General features: G+C 66.4%; 19 protein-coding genes. 11 read left to right on the top strand and 8 right to left on the bottom strand.

All coding sequences use genetic code 11. The features are described 5' to 3' along the window. Positions 1 to 45: 45 nt before the first annotated feature. Positions 46 to 474 (bottom strand): DUF2141 domain-containing protein, encoded by a 429-nt coding sequence (locus K7G82_RS15785; protein ID WP_222990902.1) that lies wholly within the window; start codon positions 472 to 474, stop codon positions 46 to 48. Continuing rightward, a complete protein-coding gene (locus K7G82_RS15790) occupies positions 401 to 1,153 on the bottom strand; it encodes a sterol desaturase family protein (protein WP_222990901.1) in 753 nt (250 codons plus the stop codon). Before K7G82_RS15790 ends, K7G82_RS15785 begins: the two co-directional genes overlap by 74 nt. A gap of 156 nt (positions 1,154 to 1,309) precedes the next feature. Here K7G82_RS15790 and crtY point away from each other — a divergent pair, with 156 nt between their 5' ends. From crtY to K7G82_RS15810, 4 genes are all read left to right on the top strand, one after another. Beyond that, positions 1,310 to 2,482 carry a lycopene beta-cyclase CrtY gene (gene crtY / locus K7G82_RS15795; RefSeq protein ID WP_222990877.1) on the top strand — a complete coding sequence of 391 codons (1,173 nt, stop codon included), beginning with the start codon at positions 1,310 to 1,312 and terminating at the stop codon, positions 2,480 to 2,482. After that, positions 2,479 to 3,957 (top strand): phytoene desaturase, encoded by a 1,479-nt coding sequence (locus K7G82_RS15800; RefSeq protein ID WP_222990878.1) that lies wholly within the window; start codon positions 2,479 to 2,481, stop codon positions 3,955 to 3,957. The genes crtY and K7G82_RS15800 overlap by 4 nt, the downstream gene beginning before the upstream one ends. Next, entirely contained in the window at positions 3,954 to 4,535 is a 582-nt protein-coding gene (locus tag K7G82_RS15805) for an LOG family protein (protein ID WP_222990879.1), read from the top strand. Before K7G82_RS15800 ends, K7G82_RS15805 begins: the two co-directional genes overlap by 4 nt. Positions 4,536 to 4,900: 365 nt before the next feature. Continuing rightward, on the top strand, positions 4,901 to 6,235 hold the full coding sequence (locus K7G82_RS15810) for a M20 metallopeptidase family protein (RefSeq protein WP_222990880.1): 1,335 nt from the start codon (positions 4,901 to 4,903) through the stop codon (positions 6,233 to 6,235). 109 nt (positions 6,236 to 6,344) lie between these two features. Here the strand turns inward: K7G82_RS15810 and K7G82_RS15815 are convergent, their stop codons facing one another. From K7G82_RS15815 to K7G82_RS15840, 6 genes are all read right to left on the bottom strand, one after another. Further along, complete coding sequence (locus K7G82_RS15815; protein ID WP_222990881.1) at positions 6,345 to 7,544, bottom strand: PQQ-dependent sugar dehydrogenase; 1,200 nt, start codon at positions 7,542 to 7,544, stop codon at positions 6,345 to 6,347. 44 nt (positions 7,545 to 7,588) lie between these two features. Beyond that, a complete protein-coding gene (locus K7G82_RS15820) occupies positions 7,589 to 7,879 on the bottom strand; it encodes a ribbon-helix-helix domain-containing protein (RefSeq protein ID WP_222990882.1) in 291 nt (96 codons plus the stop codon). A gap of 483 nt (positions 7,880 to 8,362) precedes the next feature. Then, on the bottom strand, positions 8,363 to 9,085 hold the full coding sequence (phbB, locus tag K7G82_RS15825; protein ID WP_222990883.1) for an acetoacetyl-CoA reductase: 723 nt from the start codon (positions 9,083 to 9,085) through the stop codon (positions 8,363 to 8,365). 33 nt (positions 9,086 to 9,118) lie between these two features. Continuing rightward, positions 9,119 to 10,117: a ferrochelatase gene (gene hemH / locus K7G82_RS15830; RefSeq protein ID WP_222990884.1), complete on the bottom strand. Its 999-nt coding sequence runs from the start codon at positions 10,115 to 10,117 to the stop codon at positions 9,119 to 9,121. Positions 10,118 to 10,267: 150 nt separating this feature from the next. Next, positions 10,268 to 12,496, bottom strand: a complete 2,229-nt coding sequence (locus K7G82_RS15835) for a xanthine dehydrogenase family protein molybdopterin-binding subunit (RefSeq protein ID WP_222990885.1) — start codon at positions 12,494 to 12,496, stop codon at positions 10,268 to 10,270. 222 nt (positions 12,497 to 12,718) lie between these two features. Further along, entirely contained in the window at positions 12,719 to 14,416 is a 1,698-nt protein-coding gene (locus K7G82_RS15840) for a class I adenylate-forming enzyme family protein (RefSeq protein ID WP_222990886.1), read from the bottom strand. A gap of 68 nt (positions 14,417 to 14,484) precedes the next feature. Between K7G82_RS15840 and lgt the strand changes: the two genes are divergently transcribed. The 7 genes from lgt to K7G82_RS15875 form a co-directional block, all read left to right on the top strand. Next, positions 14,485 to 15,369: a prolipoprotein diacylglyceryl transferase gene (gene lgt / locus K7G82_RS15845; protein ID WP_222990887.1), complete on the top strand. Its 885-nt coding sequence runs from the start codon at positions 14,485 to 14,487 to the stop codon at positions 15,367 to 15,369. Beyond that, positions 15,366 to 16,412, top strand: a complete 1,047-nt coding sequence (locus K7G82_RS15850; RefSeq protein ID WP_343228590.1) for a class I SAM-dependent methyltransferase — start codon at positions 15,366 to 15,368, stop codon at positions 16,410 to 16,412. The genes lgt and K7G82_RS15850 overlap by 4 nt, the downstream gene beginning before the upstream one ends. A 210-nt stretch (positions 16,413 to 16,622) precedes the next feature. Continuing rightward, a complete protein-coding gene (gene pgeF / locus K7G82_RS15855; RefSeq protein WP_343228591.1) occupies positions 16,623 to 17,387 on the top strand; it encodes a peptidoglycan editing factor PgeF in 765 nt (254 codons plus the stop codon). 165 nt (positions 17,388 to 17,552) lie between these two features. Continuing rightward, positions 17,553 to 18,863: a cystathionine gamma-synthase family protein gene (locus tag K7G82_RS15860; protein WP_222990889.1), complete on the top strand. Its 1,311-nt coding sequence runs from the start codon at positions 17,553 to 17,555 to the stop codon at positions 18,861 to 18,863. A gap of 121 nt (positions 18,864 to 18,984) precedes the next feature. Further along, a complete protein-coding gene (locus K7G82_RS15865; protein WP_222990890.1) occupies positions 18,985 to 19,293 on the top strand; it encodes a hypothetical protein in 309 nt (102 codons plus the stop codon). Between the two features lie 103 nt (positions 19,294 to 19,396). After that, complete coding sequence (sucC, locus tag K7G82_RS15870) at positions 19,397 to 20,596, top strand: ADP-forming succinate--CoA ligase subunit beta (RefSeq protein WP_222990891.1); 1,200 nt, start codon at positions 19,397 to 19,399, stop codon at positions 20,594 to 20,596. Positions 20,597 to 20,635: 39 nt separating this feature from the next. Then, the coding region (locus tag K7G82_RS15875) for an electron transfer flavoprotein subunit beta/FixA family protein (RefSeq protein ID WP_222990892.1) at positions 20,636 to 21,117 on the top strand (482 nt) is incomplete at its 3' end.

Consider the following 21,117-nt stretch of genomic DNA (forward strand, 5'->3'; position numbering starts at 1 on the left):
CCGGGAAGCAAAACGGTCCGCAAGCTCAATTGGTTGCGGAGGCGGTCACAGGAAATATTTCATCCGTATGACCTGGGTGACGGGCGCGCCATCGACCGCGAAGCTGGCGGAGGCGAAGCTGGGCGGGCCGAACATCAGGCGCGGATTGCGCGAAAAGCCGACGCCCTCCTTCGGAATGCCCGCGAAGGTATCGAGTTTGGAATTGCCGTTCTCGTCATGAATCACCGCCACCACATAGGCGCCGCGCGGCAGATCGCCGAACTGCACCGCGCCGCCATTGGCGGGCGCCGAACGGGTGATCGCGCTCTTGTCCTTCGAACAATCGGGGAAGCCCGCCGGATTGGTGGTCAGGCAGATGCGGATGATCCCCTTGGTCGATCGCAAGCCTTCGAAGCGGAGGTCAAGCGATCCCGGCTGGGCCGTCGCCCCCGGCAGCGCCAGCAGCGCCGCGCCCGCCGCCGCCGGGCGCCAGATCGAAGCGACCCAGGCCCTTGTCCGTCCCGCACAGCCGATCCCAGAACCGGAAATAGAGCCCATAATTGCACCTGTATTCGGCATGATGCCGCTGGTGATGGCTCGCCGTGATCAGCCAGCGCCCCAACGGACCGCCATGGATGAACCGCGGAAAGATTTCCCACCCCATGTGATTGGTCACCCCCATAACCGTCATGATCGTCAGCACAAGCGCGAGCACGGCGACATGGATGGGAATTGCGAAGACCAGCGCGGGAATCACGACCGCGCCGGTCAGCGCTTCCCAGGGATGGAAGCTCATCGCCGCCCAGGCCGTGGGCGGGCGGCTGGCGTGATGGACGGCATGGGCGATGCGGAACGGCCCCGGCCGGTGCATCCAGCGATGCGTCCAGTAGAACCAGGTGTCGTGCGCGAACAGGTAGAGCAGCAGCGAAAACGGCAAATACCAGAGTGGGAAGGCCGCCGCGTCGGTATAGATCCGCGTCCAGCCGCGATTCTGCCAGCCCCAGGCGACGATGCCGGCGGGCACGCCGTAGATGGCGGCGCTGGCGAGCGACCAGGCGATCTCGCGCCGCATCTGCCCGTCCAGCCCCCGGTACAGCCCCGGATGCCGGATCCGCGTGGCCAGCGCGAAGCCGCCGCTGGCCAGCAGGTAGCGCACGCCGACGATCAGCGTCATGGCGAGCGCGGAAAGCGCGATGGCGATTGCGACGGTCACGGGGACGGCTTTACGGCCCTAATGCCCGCCAGCCAAGACGAGCGGGGCGTTTGATCCGATCGTTCCCCATCTTCCCCCCTTGCGCGCGCCACCCCCTTCTGTAGGTGGCATGCGACAATGCCGAGCAAGATTATCTGTGACATCGCGATCGTCGGCGGCGGACTGGCCGGATCGCTGATCGCCCTCGCCCTGCGTGCCCGGCGGCCGGGGCTCGACGTGCGCCTGATCGAGGAAAGCGACGTGCTGGGCGGCGACCATGTCTGGTCGTTCTTCGCCGAGGATGTCGCGCCCGAGGATCGCTGGCTGGTCGCGCCGCTCGTCCGCCATATGTGGCAGGGCCATCGCGTCGCCTTTCCGGACCATGCGCGCGCGCTTTCGGGCGGCTATTATTCGATCCTGTCCGAGGATCTGGACCGCCACGTCCGCGCCACCCTGCCCAGGCGTTCGGTGATGACGGGGCGGCGCGTCGCATCCCTCACCCGCGCCAGCGTGGTGATCACGGGCGGCACCCGCATCAAGGCGACGGGCGTGATCGACGCGCGCGGGGCGGCGGATCTGAACCTGCTCGATCTCGGCTGGCAGAAATTCGTCGGCCGCGAACTGGTGCTCGACGCGCCGCACGGGCAGGACATGCCGATGGTAATGGACGCGACGGTGCCGCAGATCGACGGCTATCGCTTCGTCTACAGCCTGCCGTTCGAGATCGAGCGCATGTTCGTCGAGGACACCTATTACAGCGACTCGCCCGATCTGGATGCCGATGCCTGCCGCCAGCGCATTTCCGACTACGCCACCGGCCGGGGCTGGCGGGTGCAGCATGTCGCGCGCGAGGAGATCGGCGTGCTGCCCGTCTGCATGGGCGGCGATTTCGACGCCTATTGGGCCTCTGGCGGGCAGCAGGTGGCGAAGGCGGGCGTGCGCGCCGCGCTGTTCCACCCCACCACCGGCTATTCGCTGCCCGATGCGGTGCGCACGGCCGCGCTGGTCGCCGGGCTGCCCCGGCTCGACGGCGCGGCGCTGCACGACGCGGTGCATGAATTCGCGAAAAAGGCCTGGGAGGATCGCGGCTTCTATCGCATGTTGAACAGGATGCTGTTCCATGCCGCCGAGCCCGCCGAGCGCTACAAGGTGCTTGAGCATTTCTATCGCCTCGATCCGGGGCTGATCGCGCGCTTCTATGCCGGCCGTTCCACCGCGATGGACAAGGCGCGCATCCTGATGGGCAAGCCGCCGGTTCCCATCGGCCGCGCGCTCACCGCGATTCGCAAGCCCGCGAAGAAGCGGCGATGAGGACCGCGGCGGTCATCGGCGCGGGTTTCGGCGGCCTCGCGCTCGCCATCCGCCTGCAATCGGCGGGGATCGCCACCACCGTGATCGAGGCGCGCGACCAGCCCGGCGGGCGCGCCTATTCCTGGCGGAAGGACGGCTTCACCTTCGACGCGGGGCCGACGGTGATCACCGACCCGGCCTGCCTGAAGGAGCTATGGGCGCTGTCCGGTCACGACATGGCGGCGGACGTGACGTTGACCCCGGTCAAGCCCTTCTACCGGCTCAACTGGCCCGACGGCACCAATTTCGACTATTCGAACGACGAGAACGACCTGCGCAAGGAGATCGCCCGGCTCGATCCGCATGACGTGGAGGGCTATGCCCGCTTCAGCGAATATGCCGCCGGCGTCTATCGCGAAGGCTATGAGAAGCTGGGCAGCGTGGCGTTCCTCGATTTCGCGTCGATGGTGAAGGCGTCGCCCGCGCTGATGAAATATCAGGCGTGGCGATCGGTCTATTCGATGGTTTCCAGCTTCGTGAAGAACGAGAAGCTGCGCGAGGCGCTGAGTTTCCACACGCTGCTGGTGGGCGGCAATCCGATGACGACGAGCGCGATCTACGCGCTGATCCACAAGCTGGAGAAAGACGGCGGCGTCTGGTTCGCGCAGGGCGGCACCAACCGGCTGGTCGCGGCGATGGTCACGCATTTCGAACGGCTGGGCGGCACGCTGCGCCTGGGCGATCCCGTCCGCCGGATCGATACGGTGGGCGACCGCGCGAGCGGGGTGACGACGGAAAGCGGCTGGCGCATCGATGTCGACGCGGTGGCCAGCAATGCCGACGTCATGCACAGCTATCGCGATCTGCTGCCGCAAAACAAGCGCGGCGAGCGCGTCGCCGGGGCGCTGGCGAAGAAGCGCTGGTCCCCCTCGCTGTTCCTCGTCCATTTCGGCATCAAGGGCGCGTGGCCGGGCATTCCCCACCACATGATCCTGTTCGGCCCGCGCTATCGCGGCCTGCTGACCGACATCTACGACACCGGGGTGCTGCCGCGCGATTTCTCGCTCTATCTGCACCATCCCACCGTCACCGATCCGTCGATGGCGCCCGAGGGGCATTCGACCTTCTACGCGCTTGCCCCCGTGCCGCACATGGGCAAGCTGCCGGTGGACTGGAACGAGATCGGCCCGATCCTGGAAAAGCGCATCCTGGACGAGATCGGCCGCCGGCTGATCCCCGATATCCATGAGCGGATCGTCACCAGCTTCCGCTACACGCCCACCGATTTCGGGCGCGACCTGAACGCCCATCTCGGCAGCGCCTTCAGCCTGGAACCGATCCTGACGCAGAGCGCGTGGTTCCGGACGCACAATCGCGACGATGCGATATCCAATCTCTATTTCGTGGGCGCCGGCACGCATCCGGGCGCGGGCATTCCCGGCGTCGTCGGCAGCGCGAAGGCGACCGCGGCGCTGATGCTGGAGGACAGACGATGAATCGCCTTGCCATTTATTGCGGCTCGGCCACGCCAACCGATCCCGTCTATATCGAATCCGCCCGCATGGTGGGCCGTACGCTCGCCCAGCGCGGCATCGGCGTCGTCTATGGCGGCGGCCGGCTGGGGTTGATGGGCGCGGTGGCGGACGCCGCGCTGGAGGCGGGCGGCGAGGTGATCGGCGTGATCCCCGACGCGCTGGTGAACGCGGAGGTCGCGCATTGCGGCTGCACCGCGCTCCACACCGTGCAGACCATGCACCAGCGCAAGCAGCTCTTCACCGACCTGTCGGACGGTTTCATCTCGATCCCCGGCGGGGTCGGCACGATGGACGAATTGTGGGAAGCGGTGAGCTGGGCGCAGCTCGGCTATCATGAGAAGCCGGTCGGGCTGCTCAACATCGCGGGCTATTACGACCATCTGATCGCCTTCGCCGAACATATGGCGGAGGTCGGCTTCGTCCGCCCGCAGCATCGCGGCATCCTGATCGTCGACGACACGCTCGACGGGCTGCTGGCGAAGATGGCCGAATACAAGCCGCACACCACGATCTTCCGGATGACCAGCGACCAGCTTTAGAGTCTGTTTGGAAAATGCGCCGATGGCGCATTGCCGCACCGGCCCGCTCCCCCACCCGGCCTCCCAACGGCAGTATCTTGTGGGAGGCCGGGTGGGGGAGCGGGCGGAACAGGCCAAGGTTCCGGCGATGCGAAGCATCGTTGGAATGCCTGTGGAGGGCGGTGCGGCTCTGGAAATGTGCTCTTCCGCACATTTCCAAACAGACTCTTAGAACCGGGAGGCAAGCCGATATTCGCGCTTGAACCAACCGATTCCGGTGATGTCGGCGTCCTCGAGATCGCGCATAGGCAAGCAAACCGGGTTTCCCTCACCCCCGCAAGCTGCTTAAAGCTTCAACGATCATTCGAAACGGGGGTCCTCCACTGATGCGCTTTTTCCTGTCCGCCGCCGCGCTTGCGCTCGTCACCGCCACGCCCGCTTTGGCCGAGCCCGATTATGCAGCTGCGGTTCGCCAGGATTATCAGGCATCGCTCGGTGCGCTGTGGGACAATTTCCACCGCAATCCCGAACTGAGCTTCAAGGAGACCAAGACCGCCGCTCGCATGGCGAAGGAATTGAAGGCCGTTTCGGGCATGGTGGTGACCGAGAATGTCGGCGGCACCGGCGTGGTCGCCATCCTCAAGAATGGCGACGGCCCGGTGGTGATGGTACGTGCCGATATGGACGGCCTTCCGGTCGAGGAGAAGTCGGGCCTGCCCAATGCCTCCAAGGCGCGTCAGGTCGGCATCGACGGCGTCGAATCGCCGGTGATGCACGCCTGCGGGCATGACGTGCACATCACCTCGCTCGTCGGCACCGCCCGGCGGCTGGCCGCGATGAAGGATCGCTGGAAGGGCACGGTGGTGTTCATCGTCCAGCCCGCCGAGGAACGCGTGGGCGGTGCGCGCGCGATGCTGGCGGACGGCCTCTACACCCGTTTCCCCAAGCCCGATTATGCGGTGGGCTTCCACGTCTCGTCCGCGCTGGGCGCCGGCAAGGTCAGCGCATCCGAAGGCATCCAATATTCCTCCGCCGACAGCGTCGACATCACCGTGCGCGGCGTCGGCGCGCACGGCGCATCGCCGCATGCCGGCAAGGATCCCGTCTATATCGGTTCGCAGATCGTGGTGGCGCTGCAGGGCATCATCAGCCGCGAGCGCCAGCCGCTGGCGCCCGGATTGATCACCGTCGGCGCCTTCCATGCCGGCACCAAGCACAACATCATCTCCGACCGCGCCGACCTGCAACTGACGGTGCGCGCCAATGACGAGGAGACGCGCGCCTTCCTGCTCAAGGCGATCGAACGCGTCGCGATCGGCGTGGCCCGCACCAACGGCGTGCCCGAAGACAAGCTGCCCATCGTCAAGGCGAGCGAAGGCACGCCGACGACGATCAACGACGGCCCCCTCGCCAAGCGGATGAACGCGGTGATGGTCGACACCTTCGGCGCGCAGAATCTCGCGCCGTTCGAACAGATGGGCATGGGCGCCGAGGATTTCGCTTTCTACGTCCAGCCCGATCTGAAGGTGCCCGGCTATTTCTTCGCGGTCGGCGGCACGCCCCAGGCCGATCTCGACGCGGCCAAGGCCGGCGGTCCCCCCGTCCCCTCGCACCACTCGCCGCTGTTCAAGATCACGCCAGAACCGGCGGTGATCACCGGCACGATCGCGACGACAGCGGCGGTGCTGGACCTGCTCAAGCCCGGCGCTGGCGCGGACTGAAGCTCTTGTCTTAACGTGTCATTCCCGCGAACGCGGGAATCCAGGCGATGTCGATCATAATGCTCTACGTCACTGGATTCCCGCGTTCGCGGGAATGACATCGGGAAAGCTACCCCTTGGGCGTCAGCTTCAGCAATCGCCCGGTCGCGCCATTCTCGCCATCCTCCAGCAGCCACAGCGCGCCGTCCGGTCCTTGCTCCACCTCGCGGATGCGCGCGCCCATCTCGAAGCGCTCGGCCTCGCGCGCGGTGCTGCCCGAGGTGACGACGCGAACCAGCGATTGTGACGACAAGCCGGGAATGAAGGCGCTCCCCTTCCACGCGGGGAACATGTCGCCCGAATAGAAGATGAGGTTGCCGGGCGAGACCACCGGCGTCCACCACAGGGCCGGCCGCGAGAATTCGGGTCGCGTGTCATGATCGGGAATGTCCTCCCCACCATAGTGATTGCCGTTGGAAACGGTGGGATAGCCATAGTTCGCGCCACGCACGACGCGGTTCAGCTCATCGCCGCCCTCCGGCCCCATTTCCATGTCCCAAAGCTGGCCCTTGGCGTCGAACGCGATGCCGAGCGGGTTGCGGTGGCCGAGCGACCAGATCTGCGCGGTCACCCCGCCCTTGTCGGCGAAGGGATTGTCCTTCGGCACCGATCCGTCGTCGTTCAGCCGCAGGATCTTGCCGAGATTGGCGTTCATATCCTGCGCCGGCGTGAATTTCTGCCGTTCACCCGACGAGATGAAGAGATGGCCGTCGGGCGCGAACAGGATGCGATGGCCATAATGGCCGCGCCCCGAAACCTTGGGCGACTGGCGCCAGATGACCTGGACATTCTCCAGCCGGGCGCCGCCATTGGCGAGCACCAGCTTGCCGCGTGCCACCGCCGCGCCGCGCGTGTCCCCCTCGCCAGCCTCGGCATAGCTCAGATAGACGAGGCCGTTGCGCGCGAAATCGGGGTGAGGCACGACATCGCCCAGCCCGCCCTGTCCGCCATAGGCGACCGCCGGCACGCCCGCGACGTCGATCGCGGTGGCGCCATCGATGGTGAGCAGCTTGAGTTTGCCCTTCTTCTCGGTGACCAGCGCCTGCTTGCCGCCGGGCAGGAACGTCATCGCCCAGGGTTCGACAAAGGTCGCGACGGGCGTCGCCACGAAGGGCGCGGGTGCGGGCACGGCGCGTGCGGCGGTGCTCGCATCGGTCGCGCCGCCGGCGGCGCCGTCCCCGCCTGACGCGGTCTGCGCATTGCCGCCGCCACCGGCCGAACAGGCCGCGGCAAGCGCGAGGGCGGGAAGCAGGATGGTTCTGGGGTGCATGATACGCCTTCGAAACGGATGAACGGATTGCCGAGATAGGGGCATCAACGCGCCGGCGCATCCCCCGGCGGCGCATCTTGTCCGGAAACCGAGCCGGCGCGCGCGCGCGCAAACAGCCACAACCGGATCGCGCTCGCCAGATTGGGTGGTTCCGCCGCCGCGATCCGCTCGACATCGATCCGGGCGACCAGCGCGTTGAGCGGCAGCCCGGACGCCGACGCGGCCTGCTCCAGCGCGGCCCAGAAAGCGGGCTCCAGGCTGATCGAGGTCTGGTGGCCCGCGATCGTCACCGATCGCTTGACTGGGCCGAGATAGAGCGGGTCGGTGGATGACATGGCGGGGATGATAGTCTGTCTGACCAATTGTTGGACAGTGGCACCGAGAAAAAATTCGCCTGTTGCAAGTCGAGAAATTTGAGCAGGTTATGACCTGGTCGACCGGCGCAGGCCCTGGATGAGATCAAGGAGAAACATGCTCAAGCCCGTATCAGATGGATTCTCTACAGGGCGACCATCTTCGGGCTATTCTGCCTGCTATTCATCTATCCGCATTGGCAAAGTCTGATTATTGCCGCGTTCTTCTCATTGCTTTTCCCGATCATCTTCCTTGAACGATACGACAGTAAAGGAAAAATCAGGAAAAAATTCCGTTTTCAGACGATCATGCTGCCGAAAGCGCTATTGTTTCAAGGACTATGCCCGGCGACGGCAAAGCCGCCGCCGTCGGTCAGGTCGGGGGCATGAAGCCCCCGCCTGCCGGCCGTGCCGGGCGATGCGCCTTGCGCACCGCGTGCTTGCTTCGCGAGCGCGCTTCGCCCGTCAATACATATGCTGCCCGCCATTGATGCTGAGCGTCGAACCGGTCACGAAACCCGCCTCGTCCGAACAGAGGAACGCCACGCCGCGCGCGATCTCGCCGGCTTCGCCCAAGCGGCCGACCGGAATCTTGGCGACGATCTTCTCCAGCACGGCGGGCGGGACCGCCGCCACCATGTCGGTATCGATATAGCCCGGCGCGATCGCGTTGACGGTGATGCCCGTCTTCGCCCCTTCCTGCGCCAGCGCCTTGGTGAAGCCGTGAATGCCCGATTTGGCGGCGGCATAGTTCACCTGGCCGTACTGGCCGGCCTGGCCGTTGATCGAGCCGATATTGACGATACGGCCCCAGCCCCGCTCGCGCATGCCCGGAAAACAGGCCTTGGCCATGTTGAAACAACCGCCCAGATTGATGCGCATCACATCGTTCCAGTCGTCGAAACTCATTTTCGCGAGCACGCCGTCGCGCGTGATGCCGGCATTGTTGACGACGACGTCGACCGGGCCGAGCTCCGCCGCAACCTGCGCGCACCCTTGCTGGCAGGCGTCATAATCCCCCACGTCCCAACGATAGGCCTTGATCCCGGTGCGATCGGTGAAGGCTTTCGCCTTCTCGTCATTGCCGGCGTAGTTCGCCGCCACCGTCATCCCCATATCCTTGAGCGCAAGGCTGATCGCTTCTCCGATACCGCGGGTTCCGCCGGTCACGATCGCTACTCTGGTCATGGGATTCGTTCTCCTGTCAAAGGAGAGGAGAGGCTATGCGGGAGTGAGCCAGCCTTCAAGCTCTCGAAACAAAATGCTGCGCAGCATTTTCATGCCGGCCACATCGTCGTTGAGGCAGGGGAGATAGGCGAAGTGCGTGCCGCCCGCCGCCATGAAGCTTTCGCGCCCGCGGATCGCCAGTTCTTCCAGCGTTTCCAGGCAATCAGCGGAAAATCCGGGCGCGACGATCGCCACGCGCTTCACACCCTTCGCCGGCAGGGCGGCCAGCGTCGCATCGGTCGCCGGCTCAAGCCATTTGGCGCGGCCGAAGCGCGACTGGAAAGCGACGATGAGCTCGCGGCCCAGCGCCTCACCCAGCAGCCGCGCGGTCTTGCGGCATTGGCAATGATAGGGATCGCCCAGATCCAGCGTGCGCTGCGGCATGCCGTGGAAGCTCGCGACGATCGCATCGGGCGCGAAATCCAGCGCCGTCAGCCCCTGCTCGATCGAGGCCTTGAGCGCCGCGATATAGGCCGGATCGTCGAAATAGGGCGGCAAGGTGCGGATCGCGGGCTGCCAGCGCATCCCGGCGAGCGCGGCGAAAGCGGCATCATTGGCGGTCGCGGTCGTCGCCGCGCAATATTGCGGATAAAGCGGTGCGATCAGGATGCGGTCGCATCCCGCCGCCTTCAACGCCTCCAGCCGCTCCGCGATGGCAGGCCGGCCGTAGCGCATCGCATGGTCGACGATCACCCCGGAGCCGAATGCATCCGCCAGCGCCGATGCCTGGGCGCGCGTGATCGCGGCGAGCGGCGATCCATCCTCTCGCCACACCTGCCGATAGGCATGCGCCGAATGGCGCGGTCGCGTGCGCAGGATGATCCCGCGCAGGATCGGCTGCCAGACGAGCGCGGGAATCTCCACGACACGGCGATCGGACAGGAATTCGGCGAGATAGCGGCGAACCGCGGGCGCATCGGCCGCGTCTGGCGTGCCGAGATTGACGATGAGCACGCCGATCTTCGGGGCGGAGATCACGGGGTGGTCAGTCATGCGCCGTTCCGGAAAGAGTTCATCCGGACTCACCACCCGTTCGGGCTGAGCCTGTCGAAGCCCTGCCTTTCCTTAAATCCGAGGCCGAAAGAAAAGGACAGGGCTTCGACAGGCTCAGCCCGAGCGGTATGTTGGACGACCGGTCCACGATCATAATTCGCCGAGCGACAAGGGCAGCGTGCGCAGGCGCCGACCGCTGGCCGCGGCGATCGCGTTGGCGATGGCGGGCGCGATCGGCGGCACCGCGATCTCGCTGGCGCCTCCTGCGGGTTCGGCGCTGCGGATCAGTTCGATGCGGATCTCCGGCGCGGTGGCGAGACGGGGCACCTCCAGCTGCGCGAAATTGCGCGGCACCGCTTGGCCCCGCTCGATCGCGATCGGCGCGCCGGTCGCGGCGGCGATGCCGAACAGGATGCCGCCCTCGATCTGCTGGCGGACGAGATCGGGATTGATGACGCGGCCGCAATCGGCGACCGCGATCACGCGATCGACGATCACCTTCTGCGCGGCGTCGACATGTGCCTCCGCCAGCAACGCGATATGGCTGCCCGCCATCGAATGGCAGGCCAGCCCCTGACCGGAACCGCCTCCGCCGCCTTCCCAGCCCCCCTTGGCCGAAACGGTCGACAAACAGCGCGCCAGCCTAGGATTGGAGCCCAGCATCTGCATGCGGAAGCCGAGCGGATCGAGCCCCGCTTCCTGCGCCAGTTCGTCGATGAAGCATTCGGTGAAGAAGGCGGTGTAGCTGTGTGCGCCCGATCGCCAATGGCCCGTGGGGACCGCGATCTCCACCGGATGATGATCGACGGCGAAGGCGGGAAAGCCATAGGGCGGCACCGCGCCCGCCACCGCCACGCGGTCCGCGCCATCGGCGTCGGGGATCAGCCCGCGCAGCCCCGGATTGCCGGCGAACATGCGGTGCGATTGTTCCAGCGCGGTGGCCGGCGCCGCGATCTTCGCCAGCCAGCCCTGCACCAGCCCGCCCGGGCCGAGCTGCGCGCTCATCCGTGCGAACGCGGGCGGACGATACAGATCATGCGCGATATCCTCGGCACGCGACCAGACGAGCTGGACCGGGCGCCGCATCTTCGCCGCCAGGATCGCGGCCTGCCCCGCCGCCTCATTCTCCAGCAACCGGCCGAACGATCCGCCGACCAGCATGGGGTGGACAGTGACGTTCGCTTCCGAAATCTCCAGCGCGCGCGCCGCGGCGGCGCGCGCCAGGCCGGGCGCCTGGGTCGGGATCCACAGCTCCAGCCGGTCGCCGCGCAGATGCGCGGTCGCGCACAGCGTTTCCAGCGGCGCATGGACGGCCAGGCCCACGCTATAGTCGGCGGTATGCACGGTCTTGCCGCGATAGGCGGCCGCAAGATCGCCCGCGCTGGCGAAGCGGACACCATCGCCGTCGATCGCGCCGCGCAGGCTGTCGGCGATCGCACCGCTATCCGCCGACTCAGCCGGCATCGCGAAGCGCGGACGCATGGCATCGAGCGCGCGATTGGCGGCCCACCAATTGGTCGCGACCGTCGCCACCCAGCGCGGCGTATCGACGACGGCGAGCACGCCGGTCACCGCGTCGGCGGCCTTGCGGTCATATCCCTTCAGGCCCCGATGCCCGATCGGCCCCTGGCGGATGGCGGCATAAACAAGATCGGGCAGACGGATATCCGCCGCGAACATCGCCGATCCGTCGAGCTTCGCGGGCACGTCCAGCCGGGGCAGCGACTTGCCGGTCAGCCGGTTCTCCAATCCGCCGCGCAGCGGGATCGGATCGGGAACCTTGAATTCCACGGCCTCCGCCGCGAGCGCGCCGAAACGCAGTTTCTCGTCACCGCGCACCACGAAACCCTCGGCGGTATCGCAGGCGAGCCAGTCCGCATCCCAGCGCCGCGCCGCCGCCTTGCACAGCAGCGCGCGCGCCGCCGCGCCCGCTTCGCGCAGCGGCCATTCGAATGCGCGCACCGAACTCGATCCACCCGTGATCATCAATGCATCGCGCATCGCGATTTCCTGCGCCGCCCAGCGGATCGGCACGGACAGGAAATCAGGGCCATGGCCCTCGACACCCTCACCGGCCAGCAGCCGGTTGGCATAGATGGGATTGATCGGCGCCGCTTCCACCGCGATCGTCCGCCAGTCCGCGCCCAGTTCGTCGGCCAGGATCTGCGGCAAGGCGGTATAGACGCCCTGCCCGGTTTCGGCCTGCGGCACCACGACGGTGACGACGCCGCTTTCGGCGATCTTCAGGAAGCCGTTGACGATCGTCTCACCGGTGCTGGCGATCAGGTTCGGCGCATAGCTGCGCGGCCAGACGCCCCAGGCGATCAGCAGCCCGGCGCCGATGCCCCCGCCCACCAGGATCTGCCGCCGGCTGGGCATGCGCCGCGCTTCGCCCTGTCGATCCCATCGCGCCATCATCGCCTGATAGGGGGCCGTCGTGCGAAGAGCAATTGGGGGATGGCGATGCCGCACCGTTTGCTTCGAGCAGCGTCGAGCGAAGCCGAGACGCGCCCGTCGAGAAGCGTGGTGCCAGGGCCTTTCTCGACTGCGGTTCTCGACAAGCTCGAACCTGCGCTCGAAATAAACGGCAAGGGGCGCCGTTCAGCCCGCCGCCAAGGCCCGATATTTCGCGCGCAGCCCCACCTTGTCGATCTTCTCGGTACCCAGCCGGGGCAGCGCCTCCACCGAAAACCAGATGCGGGCTGGCAGCTTGAACGCGGCGAGGCGCGGGCGGAGAAAGGCGAGCAGGACGTCCGCGTCGAGCGCGGAGCCGTCCCGGAGGTGGACCACCGCGCCGGGCACCTCACCGAAGCGCTCGTCGGCCAGGCCGAACACCGCCGCCTCGGCCACCGCTTCATGCTCGTAGAGCGCGGCTTCCACTTCCTGGCACGAGATATTCTCGCCGCCGCGGATGATGATGTCCTTCTTGCGGTCGACGATGAAGACATAGCCGTCCTCGTCGAGATAGCCGATATCGCCGCTGCGGAAATAGCCGTCCGGGGTGACGGCGGCGCGCGTCGCCTCCGCATTGTTCCAGTAACCGAGGAAATTGCAGACGCTGCGGATCGATATCTCGCCGCGCTCGCCCTGCGGCAGCGCATTGCCGTCATCGTCGAGAATGGCGAGATCCACCAGCGGCGGCGATGCCGGGCCGGTGCTCGCAGGCTTGGCGAGATAATTCTCGCCGATATTGCCGCAGCCCACCGCGTTGGTTTCGGTAAGCCCATAGCCGAGCAGCGGATGCCCGCCGCCCATCTCGTCCTCCAGCCGCTTCACATGTTCCGGCGGCCGCGCGGCGCCGCCCGCCGCATAGGCCTGGACGGTGGAGAGATCATATTTGCCGCGATTGGGATGCGTCATGATTTCGTAGCTCATCAGCGGCACGCCGACGAAATAGGTGCATTTCTCGTCCTGCATCAGCCGCATCGCCTCTTCGGCGTCCCATTTGGGCATCAGCACCAGTTTGCGCCCCATGGCGAAGCTCTGGAGCATCAGCGGCACCTCCGCCGTCACATGGAAGAGCGGCACGTTGAGCAGCGCGGCCGGCTGCAGCGACGACTGGACACCGTCCTGCATCTGGAGCTCGAGCATGGCGAGCGCGTTGACCAGATAGTTGAACACCCCCTGCACCACGCCGCGATGATCGGAAAAAGCTCCCTTGGACAGGCCGGTCGATCCCGACGTGAAGAGGATCGTCGCCAGATCGTCGCCCGTCAGTTCAGGCAAGGCGGTTTCCGCACCGCCACCCCGCGCCAGCAATGGAGAAACCGCCTCGTCGATCGGCGCGGACACGTCCAGCGTCACCAGTTCCGCGCCATGCCCGCCGCATTCGGCGATGCGCAGCGCGCGCGGTTCATCGGCGATCACCAGGGCCGTGCCGGTATCGGTGATGCCGTCGCACAATTCGTTGCCCTGCCACCAGCCGTTGAGCAGCGTTGCAACGCCACCCGCCATCAGCACGCCCATATAGGCAACGATCCAGGCCGGGGCGTTGCGCATCGCGATACCCACCCGGTCGCCGCGCCTGACGCCATGGCCCTCGACGAGCCCGCCCGCCACCTTGCGCGCGGCGGCATAGGTCTGGGCGAAGCTCAGCCGCTCGTCCCCCGCGACCAGGAAAGGGGTGTCGCCATGCTGCGCGCAGAAATGCGCGAAATAATGCGCCAGCGTCGGCGGCGCCGCCGCGATCATCGGCAGGGTACGGCCGAAACGCTCTATCCCGGTCAGCGCGAAGGGCGCACCATCCGACACCAGCCTGTCCAGGACTGCCCTGATGCGCAGATCGAGCGCAGACGGCATCAACTCTCTCCTCTTGGTCTTGGGTGTTGCCGCCTATATGAAGGCGCAAATCATCGGGGGTAAAGAGTTTGTTCCTCGCGCTTTCGGCTGCCGCTACGTCATACGTGACTTTCGAGTCGCTGGGTCTCCATCCGGTGGCCCTCGATCTCGGTTTTTTCCAGATTCGCTGGTACTCTCTCGCCTATCTGGCGGGAATCATCATCGGCTGGTGGTACCTGCTGAAGCTGATCGCGCAGCCCGGTTCGCCGATGGCGCGGCGCCATGCCGACGATCTTGTCTTCTATGCGACGCTGGGCATCATCCTGGGCGGACGGGCGGCCTATATCGCCTTTTACCAGCCATCGATCCTCGCTCATCCGCTGGACATATTCAAATTATGGGAAGGCGGCATGTCGTTCCATGGCGGCGCGCTCGGCGTCTCGCTCGGCATCATCCTGATGGCGCGCAAGGAGAATCTGCAATGGCTGCGCGTCCATGATTTCGTCGCCTGCTGCGTCCCGTTCGGCCTGTTTTTCGGGCGGCTCGCCAATTTCGTGAACGGCGAATTGTGGGGCCGCGAAACCGATGTGCCCTGGGCGATCCGCTTCCCCGAAATGATCAACGGCATTCTCGTCACCGGCGAGCCGCGCCACCCCAGCCAGCTCTATGAAGCGGGGCTGGAAGGTGTGGTGCTCGGCCTGGTGCTGTGGTTCTTCTTCTGGAAGACCAAGGCGCGCTACGATCCCGGCAAGCTCGTCGGCATCTTCCTGCTCGGCTACGGCCTGTCGCGCTTCTTCGTCGAATTCTTCCGCGAGCCCGATCGCCAGCTCATGCAGTTCGCGCAGGAAACCGGCATGAGCATGGGCCAGTGGCTGACGGTGCCGATGATCGTGGGCGGCATCTATCTGATCGCGACCGCCAAGCGCCGTCGCCTGCGGGTGGAAGCGACGGCGGGCAATCAGAGCGTCGCGTGAGCTCTTCCCTCGCCGCCAAGCTCGTCCGCGAGATCGAGCGGGCCGGGCCGATCCCGGTCGCGCAGTTCATGGCCGAAGCGAACGCGCATTATTATGCGACGCGCGATCCGCTGGGCGCGGCGGGCGATTTCGTCACGGCGCCGGAGATCAGCCAAATGTTCGGCGAACTGGTCGGGCTGTGGCTAGCCGATCTGTGGATGCGCGCGGGATCGCCGGGCAATGTCCATTATATCGAACTCGGGCCGGGCCGGGGCACGCTGGCGGCCGACGCGTTGCGCGCGATGCGATCGGTCGGGCTGGAACCGCCCGTGCATTTCGTCGAAACCAGCCCGGCGCTCCGCGAGGCCCAGGCGACGCGCGTGCCGCAGGCGAAATGGCATGACAGCGTCGCGACGCTGCCGGGCGATGGCCCGGTGTTCGTCGTCGCCAACGAATTTTTCGATGCCCTGCCCGTCCGCCAGCTCGTCGCGAGCGGCACGGGCTGGCGCGAGCGCACGGTTGCGTTCGCCGACGGCGCGTTCGCGCCTGACCTAGGCGATACGGTGCCGGATTCGCTGCTGCCCGAAGCGCTGGTCGGCGCCGCCATGGACACGATCGTCGAAAGCTGCCCGGCGGCCCGCGCGATCTGCGCCGAGCTTTCGGCGCGGATCGCGGATCAGGGCGGTGCCGCGATCGTCATCGATTACGGCCATCAGGGGCCGGCCGCGGGCGATACGCTGCAGGCGGTGCGCCGTCATGACTATGCCGATCCCTTCGCCGATCCCGGCGAACGCGATCTGACCGCGCATGTCGATTTCACCGCGCTGGCGCGCGAAGGGCGCGCCGCCGGATTGAAGGTGTCGGGCCCTGCCGGGCAAGGAGAATGGCTGGAACGGCTCGGCCTCTCCGCGCGCGCCTCGGCGCTCGCGGCCGCGCAGCCGGCCAGCGCGGCCGAGATCGCGCTGGCGAAGGATCGGCTGGCGGGACCGGACCAGATGGGCACCCTGTTCAAGGCGCTGGCACTGGTCGCGCCCGACTGGCCCGATCCGGAGGGCTTTGTCTGATGTGTTGCACCTCTGCCGCCTCTGGACATCGATACTGAACCACTCACGTCATTCCGGCGGAAGCCGGAATCCATGGGATGCCAGGTGACCGGAAGCAGCCATCGCATGGACCCCGGCTTTCCCCGGGGTGACGAAGGGAAAGAATACGCAAACGTCCGGTAATGCAGACCCATGCAGTGCCGGCCGGCCGCTGGAGCGACAGGAGTGAATGTGACCGAAGTCGAAGTCATCCGAGCCGCCAGCATCTCGGTCCCCCATGGCTTTCTCGGCCGGCGGGGAGGTGTGTCGACGGGCATCCATGCCGGGCTTAATGTCGGCCTGGGCAGCGACGACGATCGAGAGGCCATCGTGGAGAATCGCCGGCGCGCGGTGGCGGCCGTCATGCCGGGCGCGGCGCTGGCGACGCTGCATCAGGTCCACAGCGCGATCGCCCTGCCCGTCACCGCGCCCTATCCCGACGACGCCCGGCCCCAGGCCGATGCGCTGGTCACCGACCGCCCCGGCCTGCTGCTCGGCATCCTGACCGCGGATTGCACCCCGGTGCTGTTCGCCGACACCCAGGCGGGCGTGGTCGGCGCGGCGCATGCCGGCTGGAAGGGCGCGCTCGGCGGCGTGACCGACGCGACGCTCGATGCGATGGAAGCGCTGGGCGCGGATCGCGGCCGGATCGCCGCCGCGATCGGCCCGTGCATCGCGCGCGCATCCTATGAAGTGGGCGAGGATTTCGCGCGCGCCTTCGAAGCCGCCGATCCCGGGAATGAACGCTTCTTCTCCGCCGGCCGGCCCGGCCATCTCCAGTTCGACATGGAGGCCTATGTCACCGCCCGGCTGGCGGCGGCGGGCGTGCGCCGGATCGAGGCGCTCGGGCTCGACACCTATGCCGACGACAGCCGTTTCTTCAGCTATCGGCGCGCCTGCCATCGCGGCGAACCGGGCTATGGGCGCGAGATCTCGTTGATCGGCCTGCCGGGCTGAATGCTACTATCGGGGCAAGTTTCGCGTTATGCCAGGGTGCAGGGATGCTGACGCATCCGCACCCCGGAACGCTCAGGCGCCGCGCGGGCTTGACCGGGATGCGATGAGTAGCCCTCGGCACATCCCGGTATTAGGCTGGGACATCGATCAGCAAAGGCGCTCGACATGCCCAGAAAGCCCGACGAATCCGACCTGACCGGCACCACCCCGCGCCGGCGACCCAAGCCCGACGTGCTCGCCATCGGCAACCGCAGGCTCAAGCCCTCCACCCTGATGATGGGCCATGGCTTCGATCCCGCGCTTTCCGAAGGCTCGCTCAAGCCGCCAATCTTCCTGACCTCGACCTTCGTGTTCGAAAGCGCAGCGGCGGGCAAACGCCATTTCGAGGGAGTCACCGGCAAGCGGCCGGGCGGCGCCGAAGGTCTGGTCTATTCGCGCTTCAACGGCCCCAATCAGGAGATCGCCGAGGATCGGCTGGGCGTGTGGGAAGATGCGGAGGACGCGCTTCTCTTCTCATCCGGCATGTCGGCGATCGCGACGGTGCTGCTCACCTTCGTCCAGCCCGGCGACGTCATCGTCCATTCGGCGCCGCTCTATGCGGCGACGGAGACGCTGATCGGCCGCATCCTCGGCAAGTTCGGCGTCACCTGGCTCGATTTCCCGGCCGGCGCCACCGAGGCGGAGATCGCGGCGGTCGTTGAACAGGCCAGGGCGCAAGGCCGCGTCGCGATGATCTATCTCGAAAGCCCCGCCAATCCCACCAATGTGCTGGTCGACGTCCAGGCGGTGGCCCGGGTGCGCGATGCGCTGCTCGGCGAGGAAAAGCCGCCGATCGTGATCGACAACACCTTTCTCGGCCCGCTCTGGCACCATCCGCTCGGCCATGGCGCCGACATCGTCGTCTATTCGCTGACCAAATATGCCGGCGGGCACAGCGATCTCGTCGCGGGCGGCGCGCTCGGTTCGCTGGCGCACATGAACCAGGTTCGCATGATGCGGAACACGATCGGCACCATCCTCGATCCCAACAGCGCCTGGATGCTGCTGCGCAGCCTGGAGACGCTGGAATTGAGGATGAGCCGCGCGGGCGAGAATGCCGAGAGGATCTGCACATGGCTGCGCGATCAGCCCAAGGTGGAAAAAGTGGTGTATCTCGGTTTTCCAGAAACCGAGCGCCAGGCCGATATCTATCGGCGCCACTGCACCGGCGCGGGATCGACCTTCTCGCTGTATCTGAAAGGCGGCGAGGCGGAGGCATTCCGCTTCCTCGACGCGCTGAAGATCGCGAAGCTGGCGGTCAGCCTGGGCGGCACCGAGACGCTCGCCAGCCATCCCGCCGCGATGACGCATCTTTCGGTGCCCGACGAACGCAAGCGCGCGCTGGGCATCGGCGACAATATGGTGCGCATATCGATCGGCGTGGAGGATGCCGACGATCTGATCGCCGATTTCGATCAGGCGCTGGCGGCGATATAGGCGTCAGCCTTGAACGCGGCCGGGGTCTCTCATCTTGATGGGTGTCTGCGAGCCGTCCCTCCGCCAATGCGAGCCCCGGGCGAATTGATCTCGTCCATGCGCGCCATCAGATGGACCACCGATGACGAAATATCCGATCCTCCTTCCCCTGTTGATGCTTGCCGGCTGCGCGACTCCGGAGACTCGGCTGCGCACCGGATTGATGGATGCCGGCCTTTCGGAGCGGATGGCGGGATGCATGGCGGATCGCATGATCAACGAACTCTCGATCGTGCAGCTTCGCCGCCTGCAATCGCTCGGCAGCCTGAAGGGTGCGCAGGCACGCGCGCTTTCCGTAGCGGATTTCCTGCACAAGGTGCGCGCGCTGCGCGATCCCGAAATCCTGTCGGAGACCAGCAAGGCGGCAGGCGCCTGCGCGCTCGGGCTATGACGGTGCGAACAGCATGCCGAACTGGGGTGGCAATCGCCGCCGATCCATGCTTAAGGCCGCTGCGACTCCCCATTTTGCACTGCGGAAAGGCACGAGCGCCCTCATGAACATCCACGAATATCAGGCCAAGGAACTGCTGGCGAAGTTTGGCGTGCCCGTTCCCGCCGGCCATGCCGCCCTCACCGTCGACGAAGCCGTCGCTGCCGCCGGCAAGCTGCCCGGCCCCCTTTATGTCGTGAAGGCGCAGATCCATGCGGGCGGCCGCGGCAAGGGCAAGTTCAAGGAACTCGGCCCCGACGCCAAGGGCGGCGTCCGCCTGGCCAAGACGCTCGACGAAGTGAAGGCGCATGCCGCCGACATGCTCGGCAACACGCTGGTGACGATCCAGACCGGCGAAGCGGGCAAGCAGGTCAATCGCCTGTACGTGACCGACGGTGTCGACATCGAGAAGGAATTCTATCTCGCGCTGCTCGTCGATCGCGCGACCGGCCGCGTGGCTTTCGTCGTTTCGACCGAAGGCGGCATGGACATCGAAACCGTCGCCCATGACACGCCCGAGAAGATCCACACCTTCGACGTCGATCCCGCGACCGGCTTCATGCCCCATCACGGCCGCGCCGTCGCCAAGGCGCTCGAACTGTCGGGCGACCTCGCCAAGCAGGCGCAGAATGTCGCGGCGAAGCTGTATGACGCGTTCCTGGGCACCGATGCCTCGCAGATCGAGATCAATCCGCTCGCGATCACCGGCGACAACAAGCTGATGGTGCTCGACGCCAAGGTGGGCTTCGATTCGAACGCGATGTTCCGCCACAAGGATCTGCTGGAGCTCCGCGACGAGACCGAAGAGGATCCGATGGAGCTGGAGGCGTCGAAGTACGACCTCGCCTATATCAAGCTCGACGGCGATATCGGCTGCATGGTCAACGGCGCCGGCCTCGCCATGGCGACGATGGACATCATCAAGCTGAACGGCATGTTCCCCGCCAACTTCCTCGACGTCGGCGGCGGCGCCAACAAGGAGAAGGTGACCGCGGCGTTCAAGATCATCCTGAGCGATCCGGCGGTGAAGGGCATCCTGGTCAACATCTTCGGCGGCATCATGCGCTGCGACATCATCGCGGACGGCATCGTCGCCGCGGCGAAGGAAGTGAATCTCGGCGTGCCGCTCGTCGTGCGGCTCGAGGGCACGAATGTGGAAGAGGGCAAGAAGATCCTGGCCGAATCGGGCCTGCCGATCGTGCCCGCCAACGATCTTGGCGACGCCGCGAAGAAGATCGTCGCGCAGGTGAAGGAAGCCGCCTGAGCGCCCTCCCCAGGGAAGGTGCGGTAATAGGAGGAAAGAATGAAGGTTCTGGTCCCGGTCAAGCGCGTGCTTGACTATAATGTGAAGCCCCGCGTGAAGGCGGACGGCACGGGCGTCGACCTGGCGAACGTGAAGATGTCGATGAACCCGTTCGACGAGATCGCGGTCGAGGAAGCGATCCGCCTGAAGGAAAAGGGCGCGGTCACGGAGATCGTGGCGGTTTCGATCGGCGAAGCGAAGGCGCAGGAAACGCTGCGCACCGCGCTCGCCATGGGCGCCGACCGGGCGATCCTGATCACCGCCGAGGGTGAGGTGGAGCCGCTGGGCGTCGCCAAGCTGCTCAAGGCGGTGGCCGACGAGGAACAGCCTGGCCTGGTGATCCTGGGCAAGCAGGCGATCGACGACGACAGCAACCAGACCGGCCAGATGCTGGCGGCCCTGCTCGGCTGGGGCCAGGGCACCTTCGCGTCGAAGGTCGAGGTTTCGGGCGACAGCGTCGCCGTCACCCGCGAAGTCGATGG

Origin of the sequence: Sphingomonas colocasiae (assembly GCF_019880585.1) — a bacterium.
GTDB classification, from domain to species: domain Bacteria; phylum Pseudomonadota; class Alphaproteobacteria; order Sphingomonadales; family Sphingomonadaceae; genus Sphingobium_A; species Sphingobium_A colocasiae.